Origin of the sequence: Frigoribacterium sp. UYMn621, assembly GCF_040549525.1 — a bacterium.
Lineage (GTDB): Bacteria > Actinomycetota > Actinomycetes > Actinomycetales > Microbacteriaceae > Lacisediminihabitans.
Genome location: NZ_JBEPTM010000003.1, coordinates 1 through 26,847, shown reverse-complemented (window position 1 = coordinate 26,847; position 26,847 = coordinate 1). Strand labels below are relative to the sequence as shown.

Here is a 26,847-nt window from a genome sequence, read left to right as displayed (position 1 = left end):
CCCCATCACTGTTGCGAGTAGAGCATGCACACTGACCTCCCGGCATTTCGATTACCTGAAAATTAGTCTCCTGCCGATACTGATGTGGGGTCTTTGGTCCCGTCTCTCGATGGGAAACCGCGAAGCCCAGGAGCGCGACCGAATCCATATCGCCGCAATGTGCGGCTAGCGTGGAGGGATGTCAACTGAGACTCAGCTTCTGCCCTTCGCGTCCCTCGAGAGCTACATCGCTCTTCCCCGGGTGGAGGGCCTCGCCCTCTCTCCCGACGGGCGCGCGGTGGTGCTCACCGTCGCGACCCTGTCCCGCGACCGCACCACCTACGAGCGCGCGCTCTGGTCGGTACCGGCCGACGGATCGGGCACCCCGACCCGGCTCACCCGCTCGGCCAAGGGCGAATCCGGGGTGGCTTTCACCGGGTCCGGCGACATCCTCTTCATCTCCGCCCGTGCGGATGCCGCCGCAGAGAAGGACACGGAGGCCGCGCAGCTCTGGATCCTGCCTGCCGCCGGGGGTGAGGCTCGAGCGGTAACCCGGCTGCCGGGCGGGGTGTCCGCGATTGCCGCAACCGCCACCGGGAGCGATCGGGTGATCCTCGCGGCGAACCTCCTTCCGTCCTCGGACAGTCTCGAGACGGAGGCTGCGGCGCGCGCCGAACGCACGACGAAGAAGGTCACCGCCATCCTGCACGAGACCTATCCCGTGCGGTATTGGGACCACGACCTCGGGCCGGCCGAGCCGCATCTGTTCGCGCTCGACCTTTCCGACCTGGCCGATGCCGTGCCGATGTCCGCCGAGCCTTCCGCCACGCCCCCGGAGCCGGCACCCTATCCCGCAGACCTCCCTCATCCGCGCGACCTCACGCCGAGCCCGGGCCGCACCGCCGACACGGCCGGTCAGGAACTCACCCCCGACGGTCACACCCTCATCGCTGCGCTACGGGTCGCGGAGCAGCGAGCCGGTCGCTTCATCCTGGTGTCCATCGACGTCGATTCGGGTGCGACGACGCCCCTCTTCGACGAGGAACGGGTGGACTTCGAGGTGCCGGCCGTGAGCCACGACGGCACGCGGATCGCCTTCGTTCGTGCCGAATACAGCACTCCGAGCGGCCCGGCGGACCAGGAACTGTGGGTGGCCGACATCGACGGTGGCAACCCCCGCCGCATCGCCGAGGGATGGGATCGCTGGGCCTCGAGCCTCGTCTTCGACGCCGACGACCACTCCCTCATCGTCACTGCCGACCACGACGGTCGCGGCCCCATCTTCCGGGTGCCTCTCGATGGTGGAGCCCCGAGCCGGCTCACCGTCGACGACTTCAGCTATACCGATGTCGCGGTCGACGGGGCGACTGGTGAACTCGTGGCGCTGCGGTCGTCCTGGGTCACGCCGCCGCATCCGGTGCGCATCGACCGATCGGGAGTCGTCACCCCGCTCGCAACACCGGCGCAGCTTCCCTCGGTGCCCGGGTCGATCACCGAGGTCGAGACTGTCGCAGAGGATGGCGCGCGGGTTCGCGCGTGGCTGCTGCTTCCTGAGGGCGCCTCGCCGCAACATCCGGCTCCGCTCCTGCTCTGGATTCACGGCGGGCCGCTCAACAGTTGGAACGCCTGGAGCTGGCGGTGGAACCCGTCGCTCGCGGTCGCGCGCGGGTACGCGGTGCTGCTGCCCGATCCCGCCCTTTCCACCGGCTACGGCCTCGACTTCATCGCGAGGGGTTGGGATGCCTGGGGCGCGAAGCCCTTCACCGACCTGATGGCGATCACGGATGCCGCGGAAGCCCGCCCTGACATCGACGCGACGCGCACGGCGGCGCTCGGAGGATCCTTCGGGGGCTACATGGCCAACTGGGTGGCCGGGCACAGCTCCCGTTTCCGAGCGATCGTCAGCCACGCCAGCCTGTGGGCGCTCGACCAGTTCAACGGCACCACCGACAATTCCTGGTACTGGCAGAGCATCTTCTCACCTCAGGGCATGATCGACAGCTCACCGCACCACAGCGTTCGGGACATCGTGACGCCGATGCTGGTGATCCACGGGGATAACGACTACCGCGTTCCGGTCGGGGAGAGCCTGCGACTCTGGTCCGAATTGGCCGAGCACCATGCCGCTGCCGACGGCACGACCCCGCACAAGTTCCTTCTCTTCCCTGACGAGAATCACTGGGTGCTGAAACCCCAGCACGCCGTGGTCTGGTACGAGACCGTCTTCGCATTCCTCGACCAGCATGTTCACGATGCGAACTGGGTGCGACCGACGCTTCTCGGCTGACCGGCGGGGTGGGTCGGTTCGCCTCGCGGCGCGCACATTCGGAACCCAAGGCCCGCCCCTGCGGTCATCCTCGATCGCAGACCGGGGCTCGGGCACCACCGCCCGCCCCGAAATGACCACTCGCAGAGGATCTCCCGTCAACGGTGTTTCGGGGTGTCATCTCTCTTGTCGGTATGCCCGACCAGCTCACGCGGCTCCCATTCGAAGTGCCCTTCGGGGTCTTCACCGCGGAACGTTTCACCCTTCTCACGGATCCGTGCGGCTGGGCGATGGCTCCGACCGCGGACCTGCTGCGGTTCTATCGAGCGCTCCGGCAGGTCCGACCCGCGATTCCGGCCCCTACGCCCGGTCGAGAGGGCGCGGATCGTGGGGCTGAGGGCGGATGACTCCGCCGACACGCCGTCCATCGGAGGGAACACGCCACAGAGTCATCCGAATGTCCGCCCCCAGCCGTCAGCGATGCGGTGGAACAGCCCCTCTCGGTTGACCCTCCGCGGTTCAGCGGCGACGGCCCGCCCGCTTCTTCGGCGTGACGTGCCGCAACTCGGCCGACTCGTGCAGTCGGGCCGGATCGCCGCCGCCCCCGCCGAACGCGGCAACGATCGACTGGGCGATATCGACGGCAAGAGATCCCAGCCGCACGAGTGCGAGCCTCACCCTGTTCATCGGTTTCGGAGGACTCGTTGCCTCCGCGCGATGTCGAGGAAAACTGTCAGGAGGGGCACTGCACCGAGCGCTGCGAGCGCCAGGGCAAAGTCCCGGACCGTCGCCACGAGCCCGACGAACACGAAGAACCACACGATGGCCCCGACGACCCACACGGCGCGCCACCAGGGTGTGGCGAGAAGGTAGACAAATCGACGCCCGATGCTCAGCGGCCGGCCGCGCGGCGCAACTCCACTCATGATGAGACTCCCTCTGCTGTGAGAGTACGGCACTCGAAGCTCGCGCGGGCAGTGTTGCCCTAGATTGACACCCACACGTCATTCACGCGAGGGAGCCACAATGACCGGTTGGCGCATCCGAGACTTCCATTCGGACGATCTGGACGGAATTCTTCACCTGTGGGAGGAGATCACTGCCGCAAAGACGGAGCCGGTGTACGGCCTCTCCGAGGTGCTGGCGTCCTGCCAGAAGGACCATGCCGTCGTCGCCATGCACGGTGAGACGGTGATCGGCGCCGCTGTCGGTCGCGCCGCCCACGCCCAGGGCTGGATCGTGTTCCTCTCCACGGCCCGGCAGTGGCAGGGGCAGGGCATCGGTACCGCGATGCTCGCCGCCCTAGAGAATCGGATGGCCCCCCACGGGCTGGCCAAGCTCTCCGCCCTGATGCCGGAGTCCGCCAGCCGGGTGGATGCCTTCCTCAATCGCGGCTTCGAGGTCAAGAAGAACCTGCGCTACTTCGAACGCCACATCCCGGTGCAGCGCGAAGAGCTGCGCTCACTGAGCGAGCTGGGCGGACGCATCCTTCCCCGAGACCTCTGGGAGGGGGTCGGCGGCATGCAGCAGGAAAAGGAACTGCTCGAGCGACGCCTCGTGATGCCCCTGGCCAAACCGGATATGGCCGAGCAATATGGGGTCGTTCCGCCCAAGGCCGTCGTGCTGTTCGGTCCGCCCGGCACGGGCAAGACCACCTTCGCCAAGGCGATCGCCTCCCGCCTCGAATGGCCGTTCGTCGAGGTGTTCCCCTCCCGCCTCGCCGCCGACCCGAAGGGACTGGCCGGCGCACTGCGTGAGACCTTCCTCAAGATCTCCGAGCTCGAACACGCCGTCGTGTTCATCGACGAGGTGGAGGAGATCGCCGCCCAGCGCGGCGGGGAGCCGCCCTCGGCGCTGCAGGGGGTGACCAACGAGCTGCTGAAGATCATCCCGGCGTTCCGCGAACAGCCGGGACGGCTTCTCGTCTGTGCGACGAACTTCATCCGCGCTCTCGATTCGGCCTTCCTCCGCCACGGGCGCTTCGACTATGTCGTTCCGATCGGGCTTCCGGATGTCGCGGCCCGCCTGGCCATCTGGGAGCGGTACATCCCCGCATCCGTCGACGGCCTGGTCGATCTGGATGCCCTCGTCGCGGCGAGCGACGGGTTCTCCCCCGCCGATGTCGAGTACGCGGCGCGTCGAGCCTCGCAGGAGGCGCTCGAGCGTGCCCTCTTCTCCGGGGCGGACGCCTCTGGCCCGGCCGGCCCGAGCACCCAGGACTACATTGCGGCGATCAGGTCCACGCGCACGACGGTGTCACCGCAGGTCGCCGCGGAGTTCCTCGAAGACATCGAGAGGTTGGCGCGGCTCTGAGCGTGACGAGGCTCTGAGTTCGGCGATGGTCCGAGCGTGGCAAGGCTCTGGCCTGGGACGGCGGCTCAGTGGCCGCCGAGCAGCACCTCGGGATGGGTGAGGCGCCACCTTCCGTCCGGCCCGGAGATCGAGCCGTCCAGCAGGAGGGGCACAGAGATCGATTTCCCGTCGACCGTGAAGTCGAGGCTTCCGACTCTCGATCCGTCGGTGGCGGTAGTGCCTGAAGTGATCGACAGCGGTCTGATGGTCATGGTGGAGGTGATCGGCGCATCCGACCAGGTGAGCACGGACGCCCGATCGCCGGTCACCACTCGAGCGCCGTCTTTCCACGGGGTGGAATAGCTCCCCACTGCGGTTCCGGTGGTCTCCAGTGTCACGACATGGAAGCCCGACTCGATGCTGCGGATGAGGATCTGGGCGTCACTGTTCACGCTTTCGCGGCTGCTCCCGCCCAGGATCACAGCGGTTATCGTGATCGGCTTCGGCAGGCCGACATCCACCGTGGCCGAGAAGAGCAGGCACGAACCTGCCGAGTCGAGGGTGCCGGTCTTGATGCCGTCGATCCCCTCGGAGCCGAGGCTGATGTTGTTGTTCGACAGGGTTCCGACGCCCGGCAGGTCCACGGTGCGGGAGCCGACGATCGACGCCAGAGTCGGATTCGCCATCGCCAGCTTGCCGATGGCGATGAGGTCGGCGGGGGTGCTGACGTTCCTGGCGTCGATTCCCGTCGGCTCCACGATGGTCGTTCCGCTGAGCCCGTGGGCGGAGAGCCAGGTCTTGACCGCGCTGAGATACCGGCCGCGCGATCCGAACGCCCAGGTGCTCACCGCGTGAGCGTAGTTGCAGGCCGATGCCACCAGCATGAGCGCGAGCGCGTCGTGTTCCGACAGTGTGCTGCCGGTCTTCATCGGCTCGACCGAGGCGTCGAGCACGTAGTACTGGTCGTAGAGGTCGTGGTCGGCCTTGCTGAAGGTGATGGTCGGTCCGGCGTCGTCGCCCGTCAGCGGCTTGGCCTCGAGCACCACCAGGGCGGTGATCAGCTTGCTGATGCTCGCGATCGGCACCGGACCCGGCCCTCCGCTCGAGGCCAGGATGCCGTTGGTCCCGACCGTGCCGGCGAAGGTCTCGGCACCGGTGACGCTCACGGCAGACTCCCCCTGGGCCGGCAGCGTCAGTTGAACGGCACCCGGAACGCTGAGGGCTGGTTTGGTCGCGGTGAGCACGGCAGTTGGCAGCGGTGCGAGGAGTGTGACCGGAAGGTAGGTGCCGACCACTGCCACGATCACGAGCATCACGACGAGCCCGGCGATGCGACGCCGCCTGCGACGGCGGCGAGCCGACGCCTGCACGGACGGATCGAGGGGGTCAGAGCCCGGGGCATCCACTCCGCGCTCGAGCATCGCCGAGAAGTCCGCGAGGCCCGTCGGGCCGGAGGGCCCGGTCATCGTGCCGCCACAGCGCGAACGCCGGTCTCCGATTTTGAGTACATATGCTCATGTTATGGCCGGTTCGTGACCAAGACGGATCCGAGGGCGTAACTTTTACAGCGACAGGAACGAGGATGCCCATGACACCGTGGCCCGGATCGATCACCGCCATCACGCTCTTCGTCGACGATCTGGCGGCGACCAGGTCCTTCTACCTCGATGTCTTCCGGTTGCCGATCCTCTTCGAAGATGCGAACTCCGCGGTGTTCCGGTTCGACAACACGATGATCAACCTGCTGAAGTCCTCCGAGGCGGTGAGCCTCATCGAGCCCGCAGCGGTGGCCGCGGCCCAGGCGGGCTCGCGGCTCCAACTCACCCTGGACGTGGAGGACGTCGATGCCATGTGCGCCGAGCTCACCGGGCGGGGGGTGCGGCTTCTGAACGGTCCGATGGACCGCGAGTGGGGCATCCGCACGGCCAGCTTCCAGGACCCGGGCGGTCACATCTGGGAGATCGCGCAGCCCCTCGCGTAGCGCGGTGAGCGACGCCGGCGAGTTCGTGGATGCCGCCCTCCAGCTCGAAGCCACCTGGCAGCGGGCCCTCGCCGACGAGGCGCGCATCGGATCCGACCTGCAGTTCTATGGCGCATCGGTCGGTGCCGTGCGGGGCACCATCCGCGCTGTGGCCCTCCGGTACCGCGGCCTCGGACACGACGAGATCACCGCGCTCTCCTCGGAGTTGTGGAGGGCTCCCGTCTACGAGCGGAGGCTCGCGGCGGTCGTCCTGTTGCAGACCCACGTGAGCCTGCTCGACAACTCAGACCTCACCCGCCTCGAGGGCTTCCTGCGCGAGGCGCGTACTCCGGCGCTGGCCGATCCGCTCATCGTCGACGTGATCGTTCCGCTGTTCGAGGCACTGGATGGTGCGAGCCGAGCCCGCGCGAATGTTGCGGTCCAGCGGTGGGCGCGCGACAGCTATCCGTGGCTGCGGCAGGCCGCTCGCCACCTCGTCGGGCTCGCCTGACGGTGGCGGCGGCGGTCCCCACCGAAAAACGCCCGGAGGCCGACTTTCGGCGGGCATCCGGGCGTCTCAGGCGGATCGAGTGTCGATCCGAAGCTGGTCTCACCGGCGCGAGGTGCGACGGCTTCCGACTCGGGTCCAGATGAGGAGCACGATGATCGCGCCGATGATGGAGCCGATGATGCCGGCCGGCTGGAAGAATCCACCCGAGGGGTCGGCACCGAGGAGCAGGTAGCCGAGGAATCCGCCGACGAACGATCCGATGATTCCGAGGAGCAGCGTCATCCCGATGGACAGGCTCTGCTTTCCGGGCACGACCAGGCGCGCGATGGCTCCGGCGATGAGTCCGACGATGATGATGCTGATGATGAGTCCGAGCATGAGGTTCTCCTTGCGCTGTGTCTTTTCGGTGCGACCCTCAGCGGGCCACGTGTCTACACAACACCTCTAAGGGGGTGGTCGGTCACACCCCTAGGGAGGTAATGTGCAGGGATGCCGAGCTTCGTCCCGCCCCGCCCCCTCACCGTCGCGCTCGTCGACGACTACGACGTCGTGCTCAAGGGCCTCGCGCACATGTTCGACGATTACCGCGACCGCATCCTCGTCTCCGAAATCGACTCGAATGCGTCGCTGGACGACTCGGTCGACATCGTGATGTACGACTCCTTCGCTCAGCCCGAGTCCGACCATCAGGAGCTGAAGGCGCTCGTCACCAACCCCAAGGCCCGCAACGTCGTGGTCTACACCTGGAACTTCCATCCCCGTCTCGTCGAGAGCGCCCGCGAGCAGGGCGTCAAGGGATACCTCTCCAAGACCTTGGCAGCGAACGAACTGGTCTCGGCCCTCGAGCTGGTGCACGCCGGAGAGGAAGTGATCAGCGAACCTACTCGACGGTCGGGAAGCGCGATGGCGCTGGACTGGCCCGGGCGGCGGGAGGGCATCACGGACCGTGAGTCCGAGATCCTCGCCCTGATAACGCAGGGCAAGAGCAACGCGGAGGTGGCGGCGCTCACGTATCTGAGCCCCAACACGGTGAAGTCCTACATCAGGAATTCCTACCGCAAGATCGGCGCGCAAAGCCGCAGCCAGGCGGTGCTGTGGGGAGTCGGCCATGGATTCACCCCCGACCATCACCGCATAGACCATTGGCTGGGCGGCCCGTAGGTTCGGCGGCTCTGGGGGTCGGCTGCCCCGGGGTTCGCTCGGCCCGTAGGTTCGGCGGCCCGTAGGTTCGGCGGCCCTGGGGTCGGCGGCCGTCGGGTTCGCTCGGGTGGGTTCACCTCCCGCTCCTCCCCCAACCGTCACAATCCGCTGCGATGTGGCCGGTTCGGAACAGTTTGCGACGGATGACCCCCCTGACCACCGGCCCTGCCACCCTCGCCGAGCGCCCAACCGTCACAATCAGCGCCGGACACCCCTGTTAGGGACAGTCTTTGACGGATGACGGGGCCACCCTCGCCGGCCCGCCCAGCCACCGCCCGGCCCACCCTCGTCGGCGCGCCCAGCCACGGCCCAGCCACCGGCCCGGCCACCCCCGCCGAGCGCCCAACCGTCACAATCAGCGCCGGACACCCCTGTTAGGGACAGTCTTTGACGGATGACGGGGCCACCGTCGCCGGCCCGCCCAGCCACCGCCCGGGCCACCCTCGTCGGCGCGCCCAGCCACGGCCCAGCCACCGGCCCGGCCACCCCCGCCGAGCGCCCAACCGTCACAATCAGCGCCGGATACCCCACTTGGGGACAGTTTTTGACGGATGACGGGGCCACCCTCGCCGGCCCGCCCAGCCACCGCCCGGGCACGGCCCACCCACGTCGGCGCGCCCAGCCACCGCCCGGGCCCGGCCCACACTCGCCGGCGCGCCCAGCCACCGCCCGGGCCACCCCCGCCGAGCGCCCAACCGTCAGAATCAGCGCCGAATGCCCCGAATCGGAGCACATTCCGACGGATGCGCCGAGCCCTTAACAAAAAAGGCCCGGACACCAATGAATCCTTGGTATCCGGACCGGTGGTGACCCCAACCGGATTCGAACCGGTGTTACCGCCGTGAGAGGGCAGCGTACTAGGCCGCTATACGATGGGGCCGCAAGTGGACAACTCAACGAGTATGCCACACGCGAGCCAAGCGCACCAAAACGGTGCGGGATGCTCCGGTCAGGGCACGAGGATCCTCAGGGCTCCGGGCACGACTTCGATCTCGAGGGGCAGCGCTCCGACCCGCTCTCCGTCGGCGTAGGCCACCACGCCAGCCGCTTCGATCCTCACTCGCCGGGCACGACGGATCGAGACCCGCGGATCGGTCACGTGCGTGCCCTTGAATACTCGAGGAAAGATGCCGAGGAAGGCGGTCCGAGACAGCGGTTCGACCACACACACATCGAGCAGCCCGTCGTCGAGGAGAGCGTCGGGGGTGATCAGCATCCCGCCGCCGAAGGAGGTGTTGTTGGCGATCGACACCAGGGTGCCTGCGGTGTTCCACTCGACCCCGTCGAGCACGAGACGGTACGTGGTGGGGTGGAGGGTCGCGAGTTCGCGCAGGAGGGCGAGGTTGTACCGGCTCTTCCCGCGGGGCCAGCGCCACAGGTTGGCACGCTCGTTCACCAGGGCGTCGAAGCCGGCGGAGAGCACTCCCGCGTACCAGCGATCCGGCTCGCCCGAGCGTCGCACGAGCACTGCGTCGATCACTCGTGGCTCGTGGCCGAGCGCTGCGAGCAGCAGGTCGATGGCGGCATCCGTCTGGCCGATGGGTATCTTCAGGCCACGCGAGACGTCGTTTCCGGTGCCGGAGGGCACGATTCCGAGGGGGATGGCCGTTGCGGCGACCAGGTTGGTGCCCAGGCTGACCATACCGTCACCGCCAACGACCACGAGGGCGTCTGGGACGAGTGCGATAGCCTTCTCGGCCTCGCGGTGAAGATCGGCGAAGGTAGGTTCGCTCAGTGCGGTCACCCGGTGACCGGCACCGCGCAGGGCCTGCACGACGGCGGGCCCGACCGAACGACCTTTGCCGAATGACGCCGACGGATTGATGGCGACGACGACGCGCAGGGCCGTCACGAGAGCGGCGCCGGTGTCGTCATCTGCCCAGTATGTCGGATGCCGTCGGGGAACATCTCGAGGCGCACGTGTGCGAGTACAGTCTGAAAAATGCGCGTAACCAAACAAGAACATGCCTGCCTCATCCTCGAATCGGCGGGCAAGACGCTCGTCATCGATCCGGGAGTCTTCACCACAGCCCTCGTCGGCCTCAACGACGTCGTCGCCGTGGTGATCACCCACGAACATGGTGACCACTGGACAGCAGACCAGCTCACCCACATCCTCGGCCGCAATCCCGACGCGAAACTGTATGGCCCGGAGGGCGTCGCGATCGCCGCAACCGACTTCGACATCACTGTCGTGAAGGATGGCGATGTGATCGATGCGGAGCCCTTCTCACTGCGCTTCTTCGGCGAGAAGCACGCCGTGATCCACTCCTCGATCCCGATCGTCGACAACGTCGGAGTGCTTGCGAACGACTCCCTCTACTACCCGGGTGACTCCTTCACCGTGCCGGAGGGCATCGAAGTCGACACCCTCGCGGCACCCGTCGGTGCCCCGTGGCTCAAGATCGGCGAGGCCATCGACTTCGTGCTCGCCGTGCGCCCACGTCGTGCTTTCGCCACCCACGAGATGGTGTTGTCGACGGCTGGCAAGGGCATGGGCGGGGATCGCCTCAAGTGGGCGGTGGAGCAGGGCGGCGGAGAGTATGTCGCGCTCGAGCCGGGTGACGCGCTGGACCTGTAGCGGCGTCAGATGTAGATCGCGGGGTCGGTGAAGGTCTCATCGACCGGAGCGGCTATGCGCGACCGAACCCGCGCCGGGATGCCGGTGAGAACGGAATTCGGCGGAGCATCCGTCACCACCACGGCGTTCGCACCGACGATCGAGTCGTGAGCGATCGTGACCGGCCCGAGGACACTCGCGCCGGCCCCGATGGTGACCCGGTCGCCGATCGTCGGATGCCGGCGCTCCCGCACGGAGCTCGTGCCGCCGAGGGTCACGCCGTGGTACAGCACTACGTCGTCTCCGACGACCGCCGTCTCCCCGATCACCACGCCCATGCCGTGGTCGATGAAGAGTCGACGACCGATCGTCGCGCCGGGGTGGATCTCCACCCCGGTCAGCGAGCGCACCAATTGCGAGTAGATTCGCGCGGGGAGATACCAGTGCCACATCCAGAGCCGATGAGCGATGCGGTATCCCCACACGGCGTGGAGCCCGGAGTAGGCCAGAAACACCTCGGCGCCGGACCGCGCCGCCGGATCCTTCTGGCGAGCCATCCGCACGTCTTCTCGAACGCCCCCGAAAGGCACCCGGTCAGTCCGCGAGGTCTTCGTATAGCACCGTCGAGAGGTACCGCTCGCCGAAGCTGGCGACGATGACGACGATGGTCTTGCCGGCATTCTCCGGGCGGGCGGCAACCTCGAGGGCAGCCTGCACGGTCGCTCCGGACGAGATCCCGGCCAGAATGCCCTCCTCCGCGGCAAGGCGGCGGGCCATCGCGACCGACTGGGCGATGTCGATGTCGATGATCTCGTCGTAGACCTCACGGTCGAGGATCTCCGGAACGAAGTTCGCCCCGATTCCCTGGATCTTGTGCGGGCCGGGCGCTCCCCCGTTGAGGATCGGGGACTCGGCCGGCTCGACGCCGATGACAACGAGGTCGGGCTTCTGCTCCTTGAGGTATCCGCCCGTTCCGGTGATGGTTCCGCCGGTGCCGATGCCCGACACGAAGATGTCCACCGCGCCCTCGGTGTCGTTCCAGATCTCGGGACCGGTGGTGGCCCGGTGGATGGCGGGGTTCGCCGCGTTGGCGAACTGCTTGGCGTAGACGGCTCCGGGGGTGTTCGCCACGATCTCGGCGGCCCGATCGACGGCGGCCTGCATACCGCCGGGGCCGGGGGTGAGAACGAGCTCCGCGCCGTACGCGCGCAGGATCATCCGACGTTCCTTGCTCATGGACTCCGGCATCGTCAGGATCACTTTGTAGCCGCGGGCCGCGCCGACCATCGCGAGTGCGATGCCGGTGTTGCCGCTCGTGCTCTCCACGATCGTGCCGCCCGGCTTCAGCTCGCCGGACGCTTCGGCCGCATCGACGATGGCGACGCCGAGGCGGTCCTTGACGCTGGCGGAGGGGTTGTAGAACTCCAGTTTCGCGAGCACGGTGGCGCCGAGTCCCTCGGCGACCTTGTTCAGGCGCACCAGCGGGGTGTTTCCGAAGATCTCGGTGATGTCGTTGTAGATGCGTTGCGGCATGGGCTGCGCTTTCTGTTCCAGGCCAGACGGCAGTTGCCTGTCGACGACGATTTTGCGGTACCAGGATGTCAACGCCCTCGGGGCGAAATCCTTCCCGATTATGACGCGGAATGCCCGAGATTTCGGTGAAAGGTGCGGGCTTCGACTGCCGGTGGGGCCGGCAAAGCTGTGAAGCGCGACGAGGTCGGTCGGGCGCCTGGTCTACTGGTGGCGTGAATCGCGCAAGACTCCCCAGGGTGCGTGCCTAAGCTGGAGGGACCCCAGACAAGGAAGTCCCCATGAACAACTCCGCAGTGATCATCGACGTCATCCGTACCCCGTCCGGCCGCGGCAAGCCGGGAGGCTCGCTCAGCGGGGTTCATCCCGTGGACCTTCTCGCCACAACCCTCCGCGCCCTCGTCGAACGCAACGGCGTCGACCCGGCCACCGTCGACGATGTGATCGGCGGATGCGTCGCGCAGGCGGGCAAGCAGACCTACAACGTGACCCGCAACGCGGTGCTCGGCGCCGGGTTCCCTGATCACGTGCCCGCCGTCACGATCGACCGCCAGTGTGGATCGAGCCAGCAGGCTGCAGTCTTCGCCGCCCAGGGCATCATGACCGGCAACTACGACATCGCCATCGCCTGCGGAGTGGAATCGATGAGCAGCGCGCCGATCGGCTACTCGATCATGGGCGAGGACATCTATGGAGAACAGGTGGCCGCGCGCTACCCCGAGGGTCTCGTCGGGCAGGGGATCTCCGCGGAGCTCATCACGAGCAAGTGGGGATTCTCCCGTGCGCAGCTCGACGACTTCTCGGCCCGCTCGCACCAGCTCGCCGCCGAAGCGACCGCCAGCGGCTTCTTCGCCAACGAACTCATCGCCGTCGGCGGCGTCACCACCGACGAGACGGTTCGCCCCACCACGACCGCCGAGGGCCTCGCCGGCCTCAAACCGGCCTTCTACACCGAGCGGTTCGCGGAGCGCTTCCCCGAAATCGGCTGGAACATCACTCCGGGCAACTCCTCGCCCCTCACCGACGCGGCCGCGGCGACCCTCATCATGAGCGAATCGAAGGCCGCGGAACTCGGGCTGAAGCCACGCGCCCGCTTCCACAGCTTCGCCGTGACCGGCAGCGACCCCCTGTTCATGCTCACCGGGGTCATCCCCGCGACAGCGAAGGTGCTGGCCAAAGCCGGTCTCACCATCGACGACATCGACGCCTTCGAGGTGAATGAGGCCTTCGCGCCCGTTCCGCTTGCCTGGCTCGCCGAGACGGGAGCGGATGCGGCGAAGCTCAACCCCCGCGGGGGTGCGATCGCCCTCGGGCACGCGCTCGGGGCATCCGGCGCGCGCCTGCTCGCCACGATGGTGAACCACCTCGAGGCCATCGGCGGCCGTTACGGCCTGCAAGTGATGTGCGAGGGCGGCGGCATGGCGAACGCCACGATCATCGAACGACTCTAGGCCCGGATACCGCCGAGTCGCACCGCTCGCAGTGCCGCATACAACTCGGATGCCTCGACCGGACGCGCCACCGATCGCCCGGTGAGCTCGGCGAGGCGCCCGAGACGGTAGAGCACCGTGTTGCGGTGGCAGTGCATCCGTCTTCCGGCGTCGGAGGTCGACCCCTCGGCGTCGAACCAGGCCTCGAGGGTGTCGAGCAACACTGCGCCATCCGCGCAGTCCGGGCCGAACAGGCGACCGAAGACGCCGTCTCGCAGTTCCGCACCGTAGCCGGGTTGCGCCACGAGGAGCAGGTCGAGGGGGGCCGATCCGTAGCGGTGAATGCCGACGCCCGGGGAGGCGATGCATTCGACCGACATCCGGGCCTGGTCGACGGCATCCGGAGAGGCCGAGAGCTGCGTGAATGTTCTGCTGATGCCGACCCGGGAGGTTGCTGCGGCCGCCACGATGGCGATCGCACGGTCGATCTCCGCGTGCCGAGGCATGCCGACGAGGCCGACGTATTCGCCTTTCCACGCGGTCCAGGCAGACGATATCCCGACGGCGTTCAGTCGACCGTGCACCTCCGGCACCGGATCCGCGCCGCTGCTGCTGCGCTCGGCGGCGATCACCAGGTAGTGGGCGTGCTCCGGTAGCTCGAGCGCACGAAGCAGCCGGCCGATCTCCCCGGGAGTGGCGCTCCCATCGAGGAGGCTGAGCAGCATGACGCTGCGCGCCTGCTCATCGCGGCGATCCCGCTCGTCGACGAAGGCGCGGTAGGACTCCGCGGCCGCACCGGAGAAGAGGTCGATGATGCCCCAGACATCCGAAGAGAGATGCAGCAGCGTCTCGGCCCGCTGGCTGCCGACCGACCGCGCCATCATCTCGTCCCAGAGCTGCAATCCGGCGAGCCGGTACGCGTGAAGCAGACTCGCCATCGGGATGCCGTGCTCGGCTTTGATGCGACCGGCTCGACGCGGAGCGGCAAGCGAGTCCGTCGTGCCGGCGAGAGTGGCGAGGAGCGCGGAGATGTTCTCCCTCACGATCGAATGCAGAAGCTCCCGCGGCATCGGATTCTCGGCGTATTCGTTCTCCCCCGCGAGGATCTGATCGACGACACCGTCGGTGATCGGCCCGACGGAGTCCACGAGCTCGAGGAAGAAGTCGGCGGATTCGGCACGGGCTGCGCGATGCTCTGGCGCGATCACTCGCCGGGGAACCTGGTCGATGGACATGAGAGGACTGTAGCGGCGTATTGTGCGGTGGCACAACGGTATTCAGGGAACAGACGGCGTTCGCCTATCGCACTCGGGGGGTTCGTGGGCGATACTGAAGGTTCCTTGGTGAGGCGTGGTCGTTTCGACTATGCCCGTGACCAAGTCGGCAGCGATCAAAGGAGATTGATGACCACCACAGACCCGACCGTGCCCGCCACGGCCGCTCCCTCCACCCCCGCACTCGACGCGGAGGTTCGCGCCGCACTGGATGCCGCGGTGAGCCAGCTCGCCGAAGGAGAGTCCCGGTGGGCGAAGATGCCGATTCCGGCTCGCATCGCCCTGCTCGGCAAGGTCCACTCCAGCGTCGCCGCGGCGGCCGACCAGTGGGTCGATGCCGCCGTGCGCACCAAGAATCTCGATCCAGACTCCGCCTACGTTGGTGAGGAGTGGATCTCGGGACCGTACATCGTTCTTTCCTCTCTCCTCGCCCTCCAGCACACGCTCGGCGCCATCGCGCAGGGAAAGAGCCCCATCGCGGACGCGAAGCTCGGCACCGCTCCCGGCGGCCGCGTGAGCGTTCCGGTGCTGCCCGCCAACCCCTACGAGGCGCTGCTGCTCCACGGTTTCAGCGCGGAGGTCTGGATGAAGCCGGGCGATTCCGAGAAGGCGGTGCGCGCATCCGCCGGCCTCGGGGCACGCACACCGACAGAGACCGACGGGGTCGGCCTCGTGCTCGGCGCCGGCAACATCACCTCCATCCCACCGCTCGACGTGCTCTACGAGCTCATCGCCCACAATCGCGTCGCCCTGCTCAAACTCAACCCGGTGATGGACCGGATGCTCGCGCCATACTCGGCAGCATTCAAACCGCTGATCGACCTCGGGCTGCTGCGCATCGTGACCGGTGCTGGAGATGTCGGCAGCTACCTCGCCAACCATCCCGGGATCTCGCACGTGCACATCACCGGCAGCGCAGCGACCCACGATGTGATCGTGTGGGGCACCGGACCCGGTGCGGCCACCCGCCGCGCCGCGGGAACCCCCCTTCTGGCGAAACCCATCACCAGCGAACTGGGCGGCGTCGCGCCGATCATCGTGCTTCCGGGCGCTTGGTCGAAGGCCGACCTCAGGTACCAGGCCGAGCATGTGGTCACGCAGCGACTTCACAACGGGGGCTACAACTGCATCGCCGGCCAGATCGTGGTGCTCAGTTCGCAGTGGCCGCAGCGCAAGGCCTTCCTCGCCGAACTCCGCAGCGCCCTCGCGCGCACCCCCGACCGCGCCCCGTGGTACCCCGGCAGCGACGTGCGCGTCGGCCAGGCCTGCACCTCATACCCGGGAGCCGAGAAGTTCGGGGCGAGCGGCGGTCGCCTGCTCGTCGACATCCACGCCGAAGACGACGCCTCGACGTTGCTCACCACCGAGTACTTCTCCCCCGTGCTCGGAGTGATCGAACTTCCCGGCACCGGCCAGGCGTTCCTCGACACCGCGGTCGACACGGTGAACCGCGACTTCGTCGGCACGCTCGGCGCCAACATCATCGGCATGCCGAGCACCATCAAGGGACTCGGTGCCGGATTCGAGAACGCCCTCTCGAGGCTCGACTACGGAACCATCGCGGTCAACACCTGGACCGCGCTCGGCTTCCTCACACCGGGAGCCCCTTGGGGCGCGTTTCCCGGGCACAGCCTCGAACACGTGCAGAGCGGTATCGGGGTCGTGCACAATGCGCTCCTCCTCGCCGAGACCGAGAAGACGATCGCCCGTGGCCCGTTCCGCCCGTTCCCCCGGTCCGCTCTCCACGGCGAGTTCGCACTGTTCCCGAAGCCCCCGTGGTTCGTGACCGCCCGCAGTGCGAAGAAGACGGGGCGCTTGCTCTCCGGATTCGCTGCGGCGCCCTCGTGGTTCAAGATGCCGGCGATATTCATCTCCGCGTTCCGCGCCTGACCGGGTAGGTTTCTCGCAACGCTCACCCGCACCACCCACCACACGATCAAAGGAGATTCACGTGGTTTTCCGAGGACCCCTGCCCGATGTCGAGATCCCGCACCTCAGCGTGTACGACTTCCTGTTCGCGAGCATCGATGAGGCCGATCTCGACCGCATCGCCATCGTGGATGGCGCATCCGGAGCAGAGACGAGCTATCGCCAGCTGATCGGCCAGATCGACCTCGTTGCGGGCGCACTCGCGGCTCGCGGCATCGGGCTCGGGGATGTCGTGGCGCTGCACTCTCCCAACGTGCCCGCCTTCGCCGCGGTGTTCCACGGCATCCTGCGGTCGGGCGCCACTGCCACAACGGTCAACGGGCTCTACACCGGGGAGGAGATGGGCACGCAGCTCGTCGACTCGAAGGCGCGCTTCCTGTTCACCGTTTCGCCGCTTCTCGCCTCCGCGCGGGACGCGGCATCCCGGGCGGGCATCGCCGACGACCAGGTGATCGTGCTGGACGGCGCCGAGGGTTTCGCCTCCCTGCGTGACCTGATGATGGAGAAGAATCCGGCGCCGGAGGTGAGTTTCGATCCGGCCGAGCAGATCGCGGTGCTGCCCTACTCCTCAGGCACCACCGGGCGACCGAAAGGGGTGATCCTCACCCATCGCAACCTGGTGGCGAATGTCGCGCAGTCCCTCCCACTGCTCGGGGCGGATGCCGATGCCCGCGTGCTCGCGGTGCTGCCGTTCTTCCACATCTACGGCATGACCGTGCTCCTCAACATGGCATTCCGCAGTCGGGCACGGCTGGTGACGATGCCGCGCTTCGACCTCGCGGAGTTCTTGCGCATCATCCAGGACTTCCGGATCAACTGGGCCTTCATCGCGCCCCCGATCGCGGTCGCGCTGGCGAAGCATCCGCTCATCGACCAGTACGACCTCTCGAGCATGGATGTCATCGTCTCCGGCGCCGCGCCGTTCGACGGCGCACTCGGCAAGGCCGTGGCGGAACGTCTCGGATGCCTGGTGAGGCAGGGCTACGGCATGAGCGAGATGAGCCCGGTCTCCCACAGCATCCCGGTGAGCCGGGCGGACATCCCCCTCAGTTCGGTGGGGATCACCCTGCCGAACATCGAGTGCAAGCTCATCGATCCGGCGACCGGTGACGAGATCGAGATGCCCGCCGAGGGAACGAGTGCGCCCGGCGAGCTGCTCTGCCGTGGCCCGAACATCATGCGCGGTTACCTCGGCAACGACGAGGCGACGCGCGCGACCATCGACGAAGACGGCTTTCTCCACACCGGGGACATCGCGACCGTGTCGTCGGACGGCATCGTGTCGATCGTCGACCGGCTGAAGGAGCTCATCAAGTACAAGGGCTATCAGGTTGCGCCGGCGGAGCTCGAGGCACTGCTGCTCACCCACGCGAGCATTGCGGATGCCGCGGTGGTCGGCGCCCATGATGCCGAGGGAGAAGAGGTGCCGAAGGCTTTCGTCGTCGTGCAGCCGGGGGCCGAGATCACGTCGGAAGAGGTGATGGCCTTCGTCGCCGAGCACGTGGCACCGCATAAGAAGATCCGCCAGGTGGCGTTCATCGAGACGATTCCGAAGTCCAGCTCTGGCAAGATCCTGCGCAAGGATCTCCGCAGCCTCGAGGTGCCAGCATGAGCGGCGGGAACGATTTCGATTTCGTCGTGGTCGGCGCCGGGGCATCCGGGGCCGCACTGGCAGCACGGCTCACCGAAGACGGCACCCGCTCGGTGCTGTTGCTCGAGGCCGGCCCCGTCGACAAGAAGACCGAGGTGCATATCCCCGCAGCGTTCTCGGCGCTCTTCCGGTCGGAACTGGACTGGAACTACGACACCACGCCGCAGCCGCAGCTCTCCGGCCGCACGATCTACTGGCCGAGAGGCAGGATGCTCGGAGGATCGTCGTCGATCAACGCCATGATGTGGGTGCGGGGATTCGCCGCCGACTACGACCACTGGGCACAGACCGCCGGGCCGAGCTGGTCGTATGCGGCACTGCTGCCCTACTTCCGGAGCGTCGAGCGGGTCGAGGGGAACTCGGATCCCGATCAGGGATCCGGAGGCGCCATCAGCATCGAGCACCAGCGCAGTCCCCGATCGCACACCGCGACCTTCCTCAGGGCGGTTGTACAGGCGGGGTACTCGCTCGTGGCACCGAACACCGCGCTGCCCGACGGCTTCAGCCAGACCATGGTGAGCCAGAAGAGGGGCAAACGATTCTCCAGTGCTGACGGCTACCTGGTGCCATCGAAGGATCGGCCCAATCTCACGGTGCGAACGGGTGCGCAAGCCACCCGGGTACTGTTCGACGGCACCCGCGCCATCGGCGTCGAGTACGTGCTCGGAGGGCAGACCGCTCGAGCGATGGCGCATCACGAGGTGGTGCTCTGCGGCGGGGCGGTGAACACCCCGCAGCTCCTGATGCTCTCGGGCATCGGCGGCACATCGCAGCTCGAAAAACACGGAATCCCGGTGCTGGTCGACTCGCCAGAGGTCGGCGAGAATCTGCGCGACCACCTGCTCTCCGGCCTCATCGTCGAGACCTCGGGCGACACCCTCTTCTCCGCGAAGAAGGCACCGGAACTGGTGAACTTCCTCGCCAGGGGCCGGGGCATGCTCACCTCGAATGTCGCGGAAGCCTACGGTTTCGTGCGATCGGATCCCGCGATGGAACTGCCCGACATCGAGATCATCTTCGCCCCGGTCGCGTTCATCGGCGAGGGCCTCGTTCCCGCGCCGGCGCACGCGATCACCATCGGAGCCATCCTCCTGACGCCCCAGAGCACCGGCACGATCACCCTCGCCTCTGCAGACCCCCTCGAGAAGGCCATCATCGATCCGCGATACCTCAGTGATGCGGCGGGCAGCGACCGGGCACGGCTGATGGCCGGCCTCGGAATCTGCGAGGACATCCTCCAGGCGCCCGCGCTGAAGACGACCACCGGGCCGCACTTCCTCGCTCCAGAGGGAACGGATGCCCTTGAGCGCGCCGAGCGGAACACCGTCGCGCTCGAAACGGCAGCCCACACGCTCTACCACCCGGTCGGCACCGCCCGCATGGGCACGGACGAGGCATCCGTCGTCGACGAAGAGCTGCGGGTTCGCGGTGTGCAGGGACTCCGCGTCGCGGATGCCTCGGTGATGCCCGACATCATCCGCGGGCACACCCAGGCCGTGTCGATGGTCATCGGGGAAAAGGCCGCCGACCTGTTGTTGCAGTCAGCGAAGTCGGGTTCGCTGGCTGCGACGTCACTCCGCTGACCCGGCGGCACCCAACACCTCACCTGAAACGCAGGAGATTCGCCATGGAAAGCGCCTTCCGGCCGCGATCCACGGCATTTCGGGGCGAATCTCCTGCATTTTCGGCACGCGGGGACTGATAGGGAGCGTCCTCGGGTCAGCCGGCCACGAGGCGCACCGCTCGGTCCAGCACCGCGCGCACCGCCACGATCGCGGGCCTGGTGCTGCTCGCCTCCCGCACAGAGGTGAAGATCGTGCGCTGCGGATTCTCCGGCAGCAGCAGCAGTTGGGCCGAGGTCCCGCGGCCGATCCAGACCAGGTCGGGAAGGAGGGCGACCGCATTACCCGACTCGACGAGACGGATGTGCGACTGCAGGTCCGCCGTCTCGAACCGCACGTCGGGTTCGAACCCGGCCCGGCGACAGGCCTGCTCGGCCCAGTGCCGGGAGGCTGTTCCGCGGGGTTCCATCACCCACGCGGCATCCGATGCCCGTTCGATGGAGGCGGGATGCAGTCGCCCGCGATCCGCCGGTGGAGTAGCGAGGCGGATCGCGTCCGTCGTGAGGGTGCGCCGATCGAGCTCCGGATGCCGCGGGGCGGCGTGCCCCGGGTACTGCTCCGCGATCACGAGGTCGAAGTCCCGCGCCCAAGTCTCCCGCAGCGCCGACTCCGGCTCGCGCTGCACCATCTCCACTCGCACCTCGGGGTACTCGGACTCCATGATGGCGAGCGCATCGGGCATGATCGCGAGCGCCGCAGACTGGAAGACCGCCACGCGAACGGTGCCGGTGATCGTGGTGAGGGATGAGGCGAGCTCCGCTTCGGCACGCTCGAGCGTGCGCAACACCTCCGCCGTGTGACTCACCAGGATCTCGGCCGCCGGCGTGAGCACCACGCGGCGACCCGACGATCGCAGCAGCTCGACACCGACATCCTTCTCGAGCTGACTCAGCTGCTGCGACACGGCCGAGGGACTGAAATTGAGGGCTTCTGCGACCCCCGCGAGCGTTCCACGAAGCTGGAGTTCGCGCAGAAGGCGCAGCCGGCGCACATCGAGCATCGGGCCTCCCAACAGTCAGTTGCACTTAAGAATACTCGTCAGAAACGGTCGCTTTACCTAACTGGATGCGGCGAGAAATACTGGGAGCAGATCGCCCCGAAAGGATTCCCGTGACCGACACCGCCACGACCACGTCTCTCGACGACGCCCTCTCCCCCGAGCTCGCGGAGCGCACTGTCGCGCTCGTGCGCCACTGGCTCGAGGAAGGCGCCAGGGCGCCGGTCAATGCCTCCGCGCAGCGCCTCGCCGGAGTACTGAAGGATCCGAAGGGGCTCGACTTCACCGTGGGCTTCGTCGACGGTGTCATCCGCCCGGAGGACCTGAGGGTCGCGGCGCGCAACCTCGCCGCGCTCGCACCGCGCGTGCCTTCCTTCCTGCCCGGATACCTGAGGGCGGCGGTGCGCCTCGGTGGCGTCTGTGCGCCGGTGCTGCCGGGCGTGGTCGTCCCGATCGCCCGTCGAGTGTTGCGGGGCATGGTGGGGCATCTCATTGTGGATGCCACGCCGAGGCGTCTCGGCGCGGCGATCGGCTCGCTCCGGGCCGGCGGCGCGAAACTCAATGTCAACCTCCTCGGTGAAGCGGTGCTCGGCGAACGAGAGGCCGCCCGTCGACTCGCCGGCACCCACGCGCTGCTGGCACGCGATGATGTCGACTACGTCTCGATCAAGGTCTCCTCCACCGTCGCCCCGCATTCGCCCTGGGCCTTCGAGGCGGATGTCAAACACGTCGTCGCGAGCCTCGCCCCGCTGTTCGAACGCGCTGCCTCCACGACCCCCGCCAAGTTCATCAACCTCGACATGGAGGAATACAAGGATCTCGACCTCACGGTCGCGGTCTTCACCCGCATTCTCGACCAGCCACGGTTCTCTCAGCTCGAGGCGGGAATCGTGCTGCAGGCCTACCTGCCCGACGCGCTCTCCGCGATGGTGACCCTCGGGGACTGGGCCGCACAGCGGCGGGCCGCTGGAGGCGCATCGATCAAGGTGCGACTCGTCAAGGGCGCCAACCTGCCGATGGAGCAGGTGGAGTCGTCGCTGCGCGGCTGGCCGCTCGCCACCTGGTCCACGAAACAGGACACCGACACCAACTACAAGCGCATCCTCGACTACGCCCTGCGGCCGGCGCGAATCGACGCCCTCCACCTCGGCGTCGCCGGTCACAACCTCTTCGACGTGGCCTACGCCTGGCTTTTGGCGCAGAAGCGCGGCGTGCAACACGGCATCGAGTTCGAGATGCTGCTCGGCATGGCCACCGGCCAGGCGGAGGCCGTGAAGAAGGATGTCGGCGGGCTCCTGCTGTACACCCCGGTGGTGCACCCCCAGGAGTTCGATGTCGCGATCGCCTACCTGATCCGCCGACTCGAGGAGGGGGCAAGCCAGGACAACTTCATGTCTGCCGTCTTCGAACTCTCCAGCAACGAGGCGCTGTTCGAGCGGGAGAAGCAGCGCTTCCTCGCCTCGCTCGCCCAGCTCGACCGCGGCATCCCGCTTCCGCGCCGCACCCAGGATCGCGCCGTTGCCGAGGCAGCGCCGCGCGACCGCTTCGAGAACACTGCCGACACCGACCCCTCGCTTCCGGCCAACCGCGTCTGGAGCACGGGGATCATCGCTCGCGTGCCGGGTTCCACCCTGGGAGTCGAGGCGGTGGCATCCTCGCTGATCACCGAGGCCGACGTGCTCGACCGGATGATCGCCCAGACCTCTACGGCAGGTGCGGCATGGGGCGCCCGCCCGGCGGCCGAGCGCGCGGCCATCCTTCACCGTGCCGGAGACGCGCTCAGCGCTCGACGGGCCGAACTGCTCGAGGTGATGGCGAGCGAAGCCGGGAAGACCGTCGACCAGGGGGATCCCGAGGTGAGCGAGGCCATCGACTTCGCCCACTACTACGCCGAACTCGCTCGCGGCCTAGAAACCGTGGATGGCGCGACCTTCGTTCCATCGAAGCTGACGGTTGTGACGCCGCCGTGGAACTTCCCGATCGCGATCCCCGCCGGCTCGACTATTGCCGCCCTCGCCGCCGGAAGTGCCGTCATCCTCAAACCTGCGGCGCTCTCGGCACGCTGCGGCGCCGTGCTGGCCGAAGCCCTGTGGGAGGGCGGTGTGCCGCGCGAGGTGTTGCAGCTCGTGCAGCTGAGCGAGCGCGACCTCGGCACGAACCTGGTCTCTCATCCGTCGGTCGACCGGGTGATCCTCACCGGCGGCTACGAGACCGCCGAGCTGTTCCGGTCCTTCCGCCCCGACCTGCCGCTGCTGGCCGAGACGAGCGGCAAGAACGCGATCATCGTCACCCCGAGCGCGGACCTGGACCTCGCCGTGAAGGACGTCGTGTCTTCTACCTTCGGTCACGCCGGCCAGAAGTGCTCGGCCGCATCGCTCGTGATCCTGGTCGGATCGGTGGCGGAATCCGCCCGCTTCACCAACCAGCTGAGGGATGCGGTCGCCTCACTCAAGGTCGGATACCCCTCCGACGCGGCCACGCAGATGGGTCCGCTCATCGAACCGGCCAGGGGCAAGCTGCTTGGCGCGCTGACCACCCTCGGTGAGGGGGAAGCCTGGATGCTCGAGCCGCGCAAGCTCGACCGGGACGGACAGCTCTGGACGCCCGGGGTGCGCACCGGGGTGCGGCGCGGATCCGCCTTCCACCAGACCGAGTACTTCGGTCCCGTGCTCGGCGTGATGACCGCTTCCACGCTGGCCGAGGCGATCGCGCTGCAGAATGAGACCGACTTCGGACTCACCGCGGGCATCCACTCCCTCGACTCCACCGAACTCGCTCTCTGGCTCGACACCGTGCAGGCGGGGAACCTCTATGTGAACCGCGGAATCACCGGGGCGATCGTGCAGCGCCAGCCCTTCGGCGGCTGGAAGAAGTCCTCCGTTGGTGCCGGCACCAAGGCCGGCGGACCGAACTATCTGGTGGCTCTCGGGTCCTGGGTTGCGGCACACCATTCTGCGGCGGGCGAAGCGATCACCCACCCGGCGGTGAAGGCGCTTCTCGCGGCCGAGGGTTCGCTGTCCGGTGCCTTCGGCAGCGATGCCGCCGCCTGGAACAACGCCTTCGGCCGGGCCGAGGATGTCTCCGCGCTCTCCGCCGAACGCAATGTGTTCCGCTACCTCCCCGTGCCGGTGACCATCCGACTGAGCGAGGGCGCGCCCGTCAGCGAACTGCTCCGTGTCGTCGGTGCGGGCCTGCTCGCGGGATCTCGACTGACCGTCTCCAGTGCCGTGGCGAGTGATGCTCTTGCCGACCTCTCGCCGGTCGTCGAGGATGACGCGGCCTGGCTCTCCCGTCTCCCCGCGCTCGAAACCGGCCGCATCCGCCTCATCGGCGGCGACCCGGTGACTCTTGCCGCAGCGATCGGCGGTCGGCCGGATGTCGCGATCTACAGCGGCCCGGTCACGCCAGCCGGTCGCATCGAACTGCTGCCGTTCCTTCGCGAGCAGGCGGTGAGCATCACCGCGCATCGCTTCGGAACCCCCAATCACCTGACGGACGAGCTCATCTGAGAGCCTCCGACGCCCGCTCGGGGGCGCAGGGTATGCTCACCCGAACGGTGCGATCAGGCGCTGCGGGTAATCGCCCGGTCTGGGGGCCGAAATGATTCGTCACGTCGTCAATGCTGTGATGCGACCATTCATCGAGTTGTGGTTGCACCAATCGGTCAACTCCTGGGAGCGCTCACCCTCGCCCGTCGACTCGCCGACAGTGCACGGCGCCGGCGTGGATGCCGTGCGGATGCTGCTGAGCGGCAGCGGAATTGCTGCCGGCTACGGCACCGTCACCCACGATCTCGCCTTGGCCGGGCAGCTCGCCCGCCGACTCGCGGTGCTGAGCGGTCGGGCCGTCGACATCGAGATCCGAGTGTCGACCACCATGACGGCACAAGACTGCGCCGCCGAGCTGGCGTCCCTTGCCCTCGACCGCTTCGACGCGATCGTCCTTGTCGTGGGCACGGTCGAAGCTTTCGAGCTGAAATCGACCGAGTCCTGGCGGCGAGACATCGCGGAGCTTCTGGAGATCGTGCGCGGGCAGTCCGCGGCCGGAGCCGAGATCTTCGTCGTTTCGATGCCGATGATCGGCTCGGCGACGCTCTTCCCCGACGCGTTCAATTCCCTCGTGCAGTACCAGTCCCGGCAATTCACCGCAATCACCGCGGAACTCGTGGCGGATGATCCGCACTCGAGCGTCATCAGACTCGACGACTTCGAGACCCTCCGCTCGACCGGCACAGCCAGTGCGGAACGCTGGGCGTCGCTCGCCGCCCCGCCCATCAGTGAGGTTCTGCGGAGGCCCAGCGAGGTTCGACATGAAACCCAGGTCGTCGACGAGACGGAGCGGCAGCTATCGCTCGACGCCTTGGCGATCCTCGACTCCGAACCCGGCGAGGCCTTCGACCTGATCACCTCGATCGCGCGCGACCTTTTCGATGTACCGATGGCCGCTATCACCTTCATCGACAACACCAGGCAGTGGACGAAGTCTGCCGTCGGATTCATCGGCTCCGTCATCCCTCGCCAGGAAGCCTTTTGCAACGTCACCATCGAGGAATCACGACACTTCGTGATCGAGGACACGCGAGACGACGCGCGATTCGCCGATGGTCCGCACGTCACCGGGCCGGGCGGCGTGAAGTTCTATGCCGGGTACCCGATCGAAGCGCCCGACGGCCACCGCATCGGTGCCCTCTGCGTGATGGATGACTCACCGCGAGGCTTCAGCGACGCCGAGGCCGCGCTCCTCCGGAACCTCGCCCTGCGTGTGCAGGAGCTGCTCTGGGTGGGAGCGCGGCCGTAGTCGCTTAGCGTGTTGTTATTTGACGTCTCCGTCGACCCAGTCGAAGGTTTTGGTGACGGCTTTTTTCCAGAGGCGGATTTGGCGGTCGCGTTCGTCGGGGTCCATGTTGGGGGTCCAGCGGGAGTCTTCCTGCCAGTTGGCCCGCAACTCGTCGAGGTCGGACCAGAATCCGGTGGCCAGGCCGGCCGCGTATGCGGCGCCGAGGGCGGTGGTTTCCGCGACGACGGGACGCACGACCGGGACTCCGAGGATGTCGGCCTGGAACTGCATGAGGGTGTTGTTCGCGATCATTCCGCCGTCGACTTTCAGTTCGGTCAGATCCACTCCGGAGTCCGCGTTGACGGCGTCGAGGACTTCGCGGGTTTGGAACGCGGTGGCCTCCAACGCGGCGCGGGCGATGTGTCCCTTGTTCACATACCGGGTCATGCCCACCAACGCACCCCGGGCGTCGGAACGCCAGTACGGGGCGAACAGGCCGGAGAACGCGGGCACGAAATACACCCCACCGTTGTCGTCGACAGTTTTGGCCAGGTCCTCAACCTCGGGGGCCGATTTGATCAGGCCGAGGTTGTCGCGCAACCACTGCACCAACGACCCGGTGACCGCGATCGAGCCTTCCAACGCGTAGTGCGGTTTCGCATCCCCCAATTTGTAGCCGAGGGTGGTCAGCAGTCCGTTCTTGGAGTGCACGATCTCTTCCCCGGTGTTGAAGATGAGGAAGTTGCCGGTGCCGTAGGTGTTCTTCGACTCCCCGGCATCGAACGCGGCCTGCCCGAAGGTGGCGGCCTGCTGGTCGCCCAGGATCCCCGCGACCGGAACTTCTCGCAGCAGCGACGATTCGGACACCAT

Annotated in this window: 22 protein-coding genes and 1 tRNA gene; 12 read left to right on the top strand and 11 right to left on the bottom strand. The window is 67.4% G+C overall.

The window, feature by feature from the left end; genetic code table 11:
- Positions 1-178: 178 nt before the first annotated feature.
- A complete protein-coding gene (locus ABIB54_RS06460) occupies positions 179-2,266 on the top strand; it encodes a S9 family peptidase (RefSeq protein ID WP_354574698.1) in 2,088 nt (695 codons plus the stop codon).
- Between the two features lie 498 nt (positions 2,267-2,764).
- On the opposite strand, the gene ABIB54_RS06455 is transcribed toward ABIB54_RS06460, so the two are convergent.
- Both ABIB54_RS06455 and ABIB54_RS06450 read right to left on the bottom strand, forming a co-directional pair.
- Positions 2,765-2,923 (bottom strand): hypothetical protein, encoded by a 159-nt coding sequence (locus tag ABIB54_RS06455; protein WP_354574697.1) that lies wholly within the window; start codon positions 2,921-2,923, stop codon positions 2,765-2,767.
- Positions 2,924-2,928: 5 nt separating this feature from the next.
- Positions 2,929-3,171: a hypothetical protein gene (locus ABIB54_RS06450; protein ID WP_354574696.1), complete on the bottom strand. Its 243-nt coding sequence runs from the start codon at positions 3,169-3,171 to the stop codon at positions 2,929-2,931.
- 100 nt (positions 3,172-3,271) lie between these two features.
- Between ABIB54_RS06450 and ABIB54_RS06445 the strand changes: the two genes are divergently transcribed.
- On the top strand, positions 3,272-4,558 hold the full coding sequence (locus ABIB54_RS06445; protein ID WP_354574695.1) for an ATP-binding protein: 1,287 nt from the start codon (positions 3,272-3,274) through the stop codon (positions 4,556-4,558).
- A 65-nt stretch (positions 4,559-4,623) separates the two neighbouring features.
- On the opposite strand, the gene ABIB54_RS06440 is transcribed toward ABIB54_RS06445, so the two are convergent.
- On the bottom strand, positions 4,624-6,003 hold the full coding sequence (locus ABIB54_RS06440; protein ID WP_354574694.1) for a D-alanyl-D-alanine carboxypeptidase family protein: 1,380 nt from the start codon (positions 6,001-6,003) through the stop codon (positions 4,624-4,626).
- Positions 6,004-6,125: 122 nt separating this feature from the next.
- Here ABIB54_RS06440 and ABIB54_RS06435 point away from each other — a divergent pair, with 122 nt between their 5' ends.
- Entirely contained in the window at positions 6,126-6,518 is a 393-nt protein-coding gene (locus tag ABIB54_RS06435; RefSeq protein WP_354574693.1) for a VOC family protein, read from the top strand.
- 4 nt (positions 6,519-6,522) lie between these two features.
- Complete coding sequence (locus ABIB54_RS06430; RefSeq protein ID WP_354574692.1) at positions 6,523-7,008, top strand: DNA alkylation repair protein; 486 nt, start codon at positions 6,523-6,525, stop codon at positions 7,006-7,008.
- A gap of 99 nt (positions 7,009-7,107) precedes the next feature.
- Here ABIB54_RS06430 and ABIB54_RS06425 read toward each other — a convergent pair whose 3' ends face one another.
- A complete protein-coding gene (locus ABIB54_RS06425; protein WP_354574691.1) occupies positions 7,108-7,386 on the bottom strand; it encodes a GlsB/YeaQ/YmgE family stress response membrane protein in 279 nt (92 codons plus the stop codon).
- 111 nt (positions 7,387-7,497) lie between these two features.
- Here ABIB54_RS06425 and ABIB54_RS06420 point away from each other — a divergent pair, with 111 nt between their 5' ends.
- On the top strand, positions 7,498-8,169 hold the full coding sequence (locus ABIB54_RS06420; protein ID WP_354574690.1) for a response regulator transcription factor: 672 nt from the start codon (positions 7,498-7,500) through the stop codon (positions 8,167-8,169).
- Between the two features lie 843 nt (positions 8,170-9,012).
- Here ABIB54_RS06420 and ABIB54_RS06415 read toward each other — a convergent pair.
- Positions 9,013-9,088: transfer RNA gene (locus tag ABIB54_RS06415), tRNA-Glu, on the bottom strand.
- Positions 9,089-9,157: 69 nt separating this feature from the next.
- Positions 9,158-10,060 carry a diacylglycerol kinase family protein gene (locus ABIB54_RS06410; protein WP_354574689.1) on the bottom strand — a complete coding sequence of 301 codons (903 nt, stop codon included), beginning with the start codon at positions 10,058-10,060 and terminating at the stop codon, positions 9,158-9,160.
- A gap of 90 nt (positions 10,061-10,150) precedes the next feature.
- Here ABIB54_RS06410 and ABIB54_RS06405 point away from each other — a divergent pair, with 90 nt between their 5' ends.
- Positions 10,151-10,789: an MBL fold metallo-hydrolase gene (locus ABIB54_RS06405; protein ID WP_354574688.1), complete on the top strand. Its 639-nt coding sequence runs from the start codon at positions 10,151-10,153 to the stop codon at positions 10,787-10,789.
- A gap of 5 nt (positions 10,790-10,794) precedes the next feature.
- Here ABIB54_RS06405 and epsC read toward each other — a convergent pair whose 3' ends face one another.
- Both epsC and cysK read right to left on the bottom strand, forming a co-directional pair.
- Positions 10,795-11,448 (bottom strand): serine O-acetyltransferase EpsC, encoded by a 654-nt coding sequence (gene epsC / locus ABIB54_RS06400; protein ID WP_502917084.1) that lies wholly within the window; start codon positions 11,446-11,448, stop codon positions 10,795-10,797.
- Positions 11,363-12,301, bottom strand: coding sequence for a cysteine synthase A (gene cysK, locus ABIB54_RS06395; protein ID WP_354574686.1), 939 nt, complete (start codon positions 12,299-12,301; stop codon positions 11,363-11,365). Before cysK ends, epsC begins: the two co-directional genes overlap by 86 nt.
- A gap of 278 nt (positions 12,302-12,579) precedes the next feature.
- On the opposite strand from cysK, the gene ABIB54_RS06390 reads away from it, so the two are divergent.
- The gene (locus ABIB54_RS06390) at positions 12,580-13,749 is read left to right on the top strand and encodes a thiolase family protein (protein WP_354574685.1); all 1,170 of its coding nucleotides are present in this window, start codon (positions 12,580-12,582) and stop codon (positions 13,747-13,749) included.
- Here ABIB54_RS06390 and ABIB54_RS06385 read toward each other — a convergent pair.
- On the bottom strand, positions 13,746-14,963 hold the full coding sequence (locus tag ABIB54_RS06385; RefSeq protein WP_354574684.1) for a PucR family transcriptional regulator: 1,218 nt from the start codon (positions 14,961-14,963) through the stop codon (positions 13,746-13,748). The two genes, ABIB54_RS06390 and ABIB54_RS06385, sit on opposite strands and share 4 nt — an antisense overlap.
- Before the next feature lie 168 nt (positions 14,964-15,131).
- Between ABIB54_RS06385 and ABIB54_RS06380 the strand changes: the two genes are divergently transcribed.
- From ABIB54_RS06380 to ABIB54_RS06370, 3 genes are all read left to right on the top strand, one after another.
- A complete protein-coding gene (locus tag ABIB54_RS06380; protein ID WP_354574683.1) occupies positions 15,132-16,892 on the top strand; it encodes an aldehyde dehydrogenase family protein in 1,761 nt (586 codons plus the stop codon).
- Positions 16,893-16,953: 61 nt separating this feature from the next.
- Entirely contained in the window at positions 16,954-18,543 is a 1,590-nt protein-coding gene (locus ABIB54_RS06375) for an AMP-binding protein (RefSeq protein WP_354574682.1), read from the top strand.
- Positions 18,540-20,165, top strand: a complete 1,626-nt coding sequence (locus ABIB54_RS06370; protein ID WP_354574681.1) for a GMC family oxidoreductase — start codon at positions 18,540-18,542, stop codon at positions 20,163-20,165. Before ABIB54_RS06375 ends, ABIB54_RS06370 begins: the two co-directional genes overlap by 4 nt.
- A 136-nt stretch (positions 20,166-20,301) precedes the next feature.
- Here ABIB54_RS06370 and ABIB54_RS06365 read toward each other — a convergent pair whose 3' ends face one another.
- Complete coding sequence (locus ABIB54_RS06365; RefSeq protein ID WP_354574680.1) at positions 20,302-21,204, bottom strand: LysR substrate-binding domain-containing protein; 903 nt, start codon at positions 21,202-21,204, stop codon at positions 20,302-20,304.
- Positions 21,205-21,269: 65 nt separating this feature from the next.
- Between ABIB54_RS06365 and ABIB54_RS06360 the strand changes: the two genes are divergently transcribed.
- Both ABIB54_RS06360 and ABIB54_RS06355 read left to right on the top strand, forming a co-directional pair.
- Positions 21,270-24,710: a bifunctional proline dehydrogenase/L-glutamate gamma-semialdehyde dehydrogenase gene (locus ABIB54_RS06360; protein ID WP_354574679.1), complete on the top strand. Its 3,441-nt coding sequence runs from the start codon at positions 21,270-21,272 to the stop codon at positions 24,708-24,710.
- 91 nt (positions 24,711-24,801) lie between these two features.
- On the top strand, positions 24,802-25,998 hold the full coding sequence (locus ABIB54_RS06355; protein WP_354574678.1) for a GAF domain-containing protein: 1,197 nt from the start codon (positions 24,802-24,804) through the stop codon (positions 25,996-25,998).
- 15 nt (positions 25,999-26,013) lie between these two features.
- On the opposite strand, the gene ABIB54_RS06350 is transcribed toward ABIB54_RS06355, so the two are convergent.
- Positions 26,014-26,847: FGGY family carbohydrate kinase (locus tag ABIB54_RS06350; RefSeq protein WP_354574677.1), on the bottom strand; the 834-nt coding region annotated here is incomplete at its 5' end.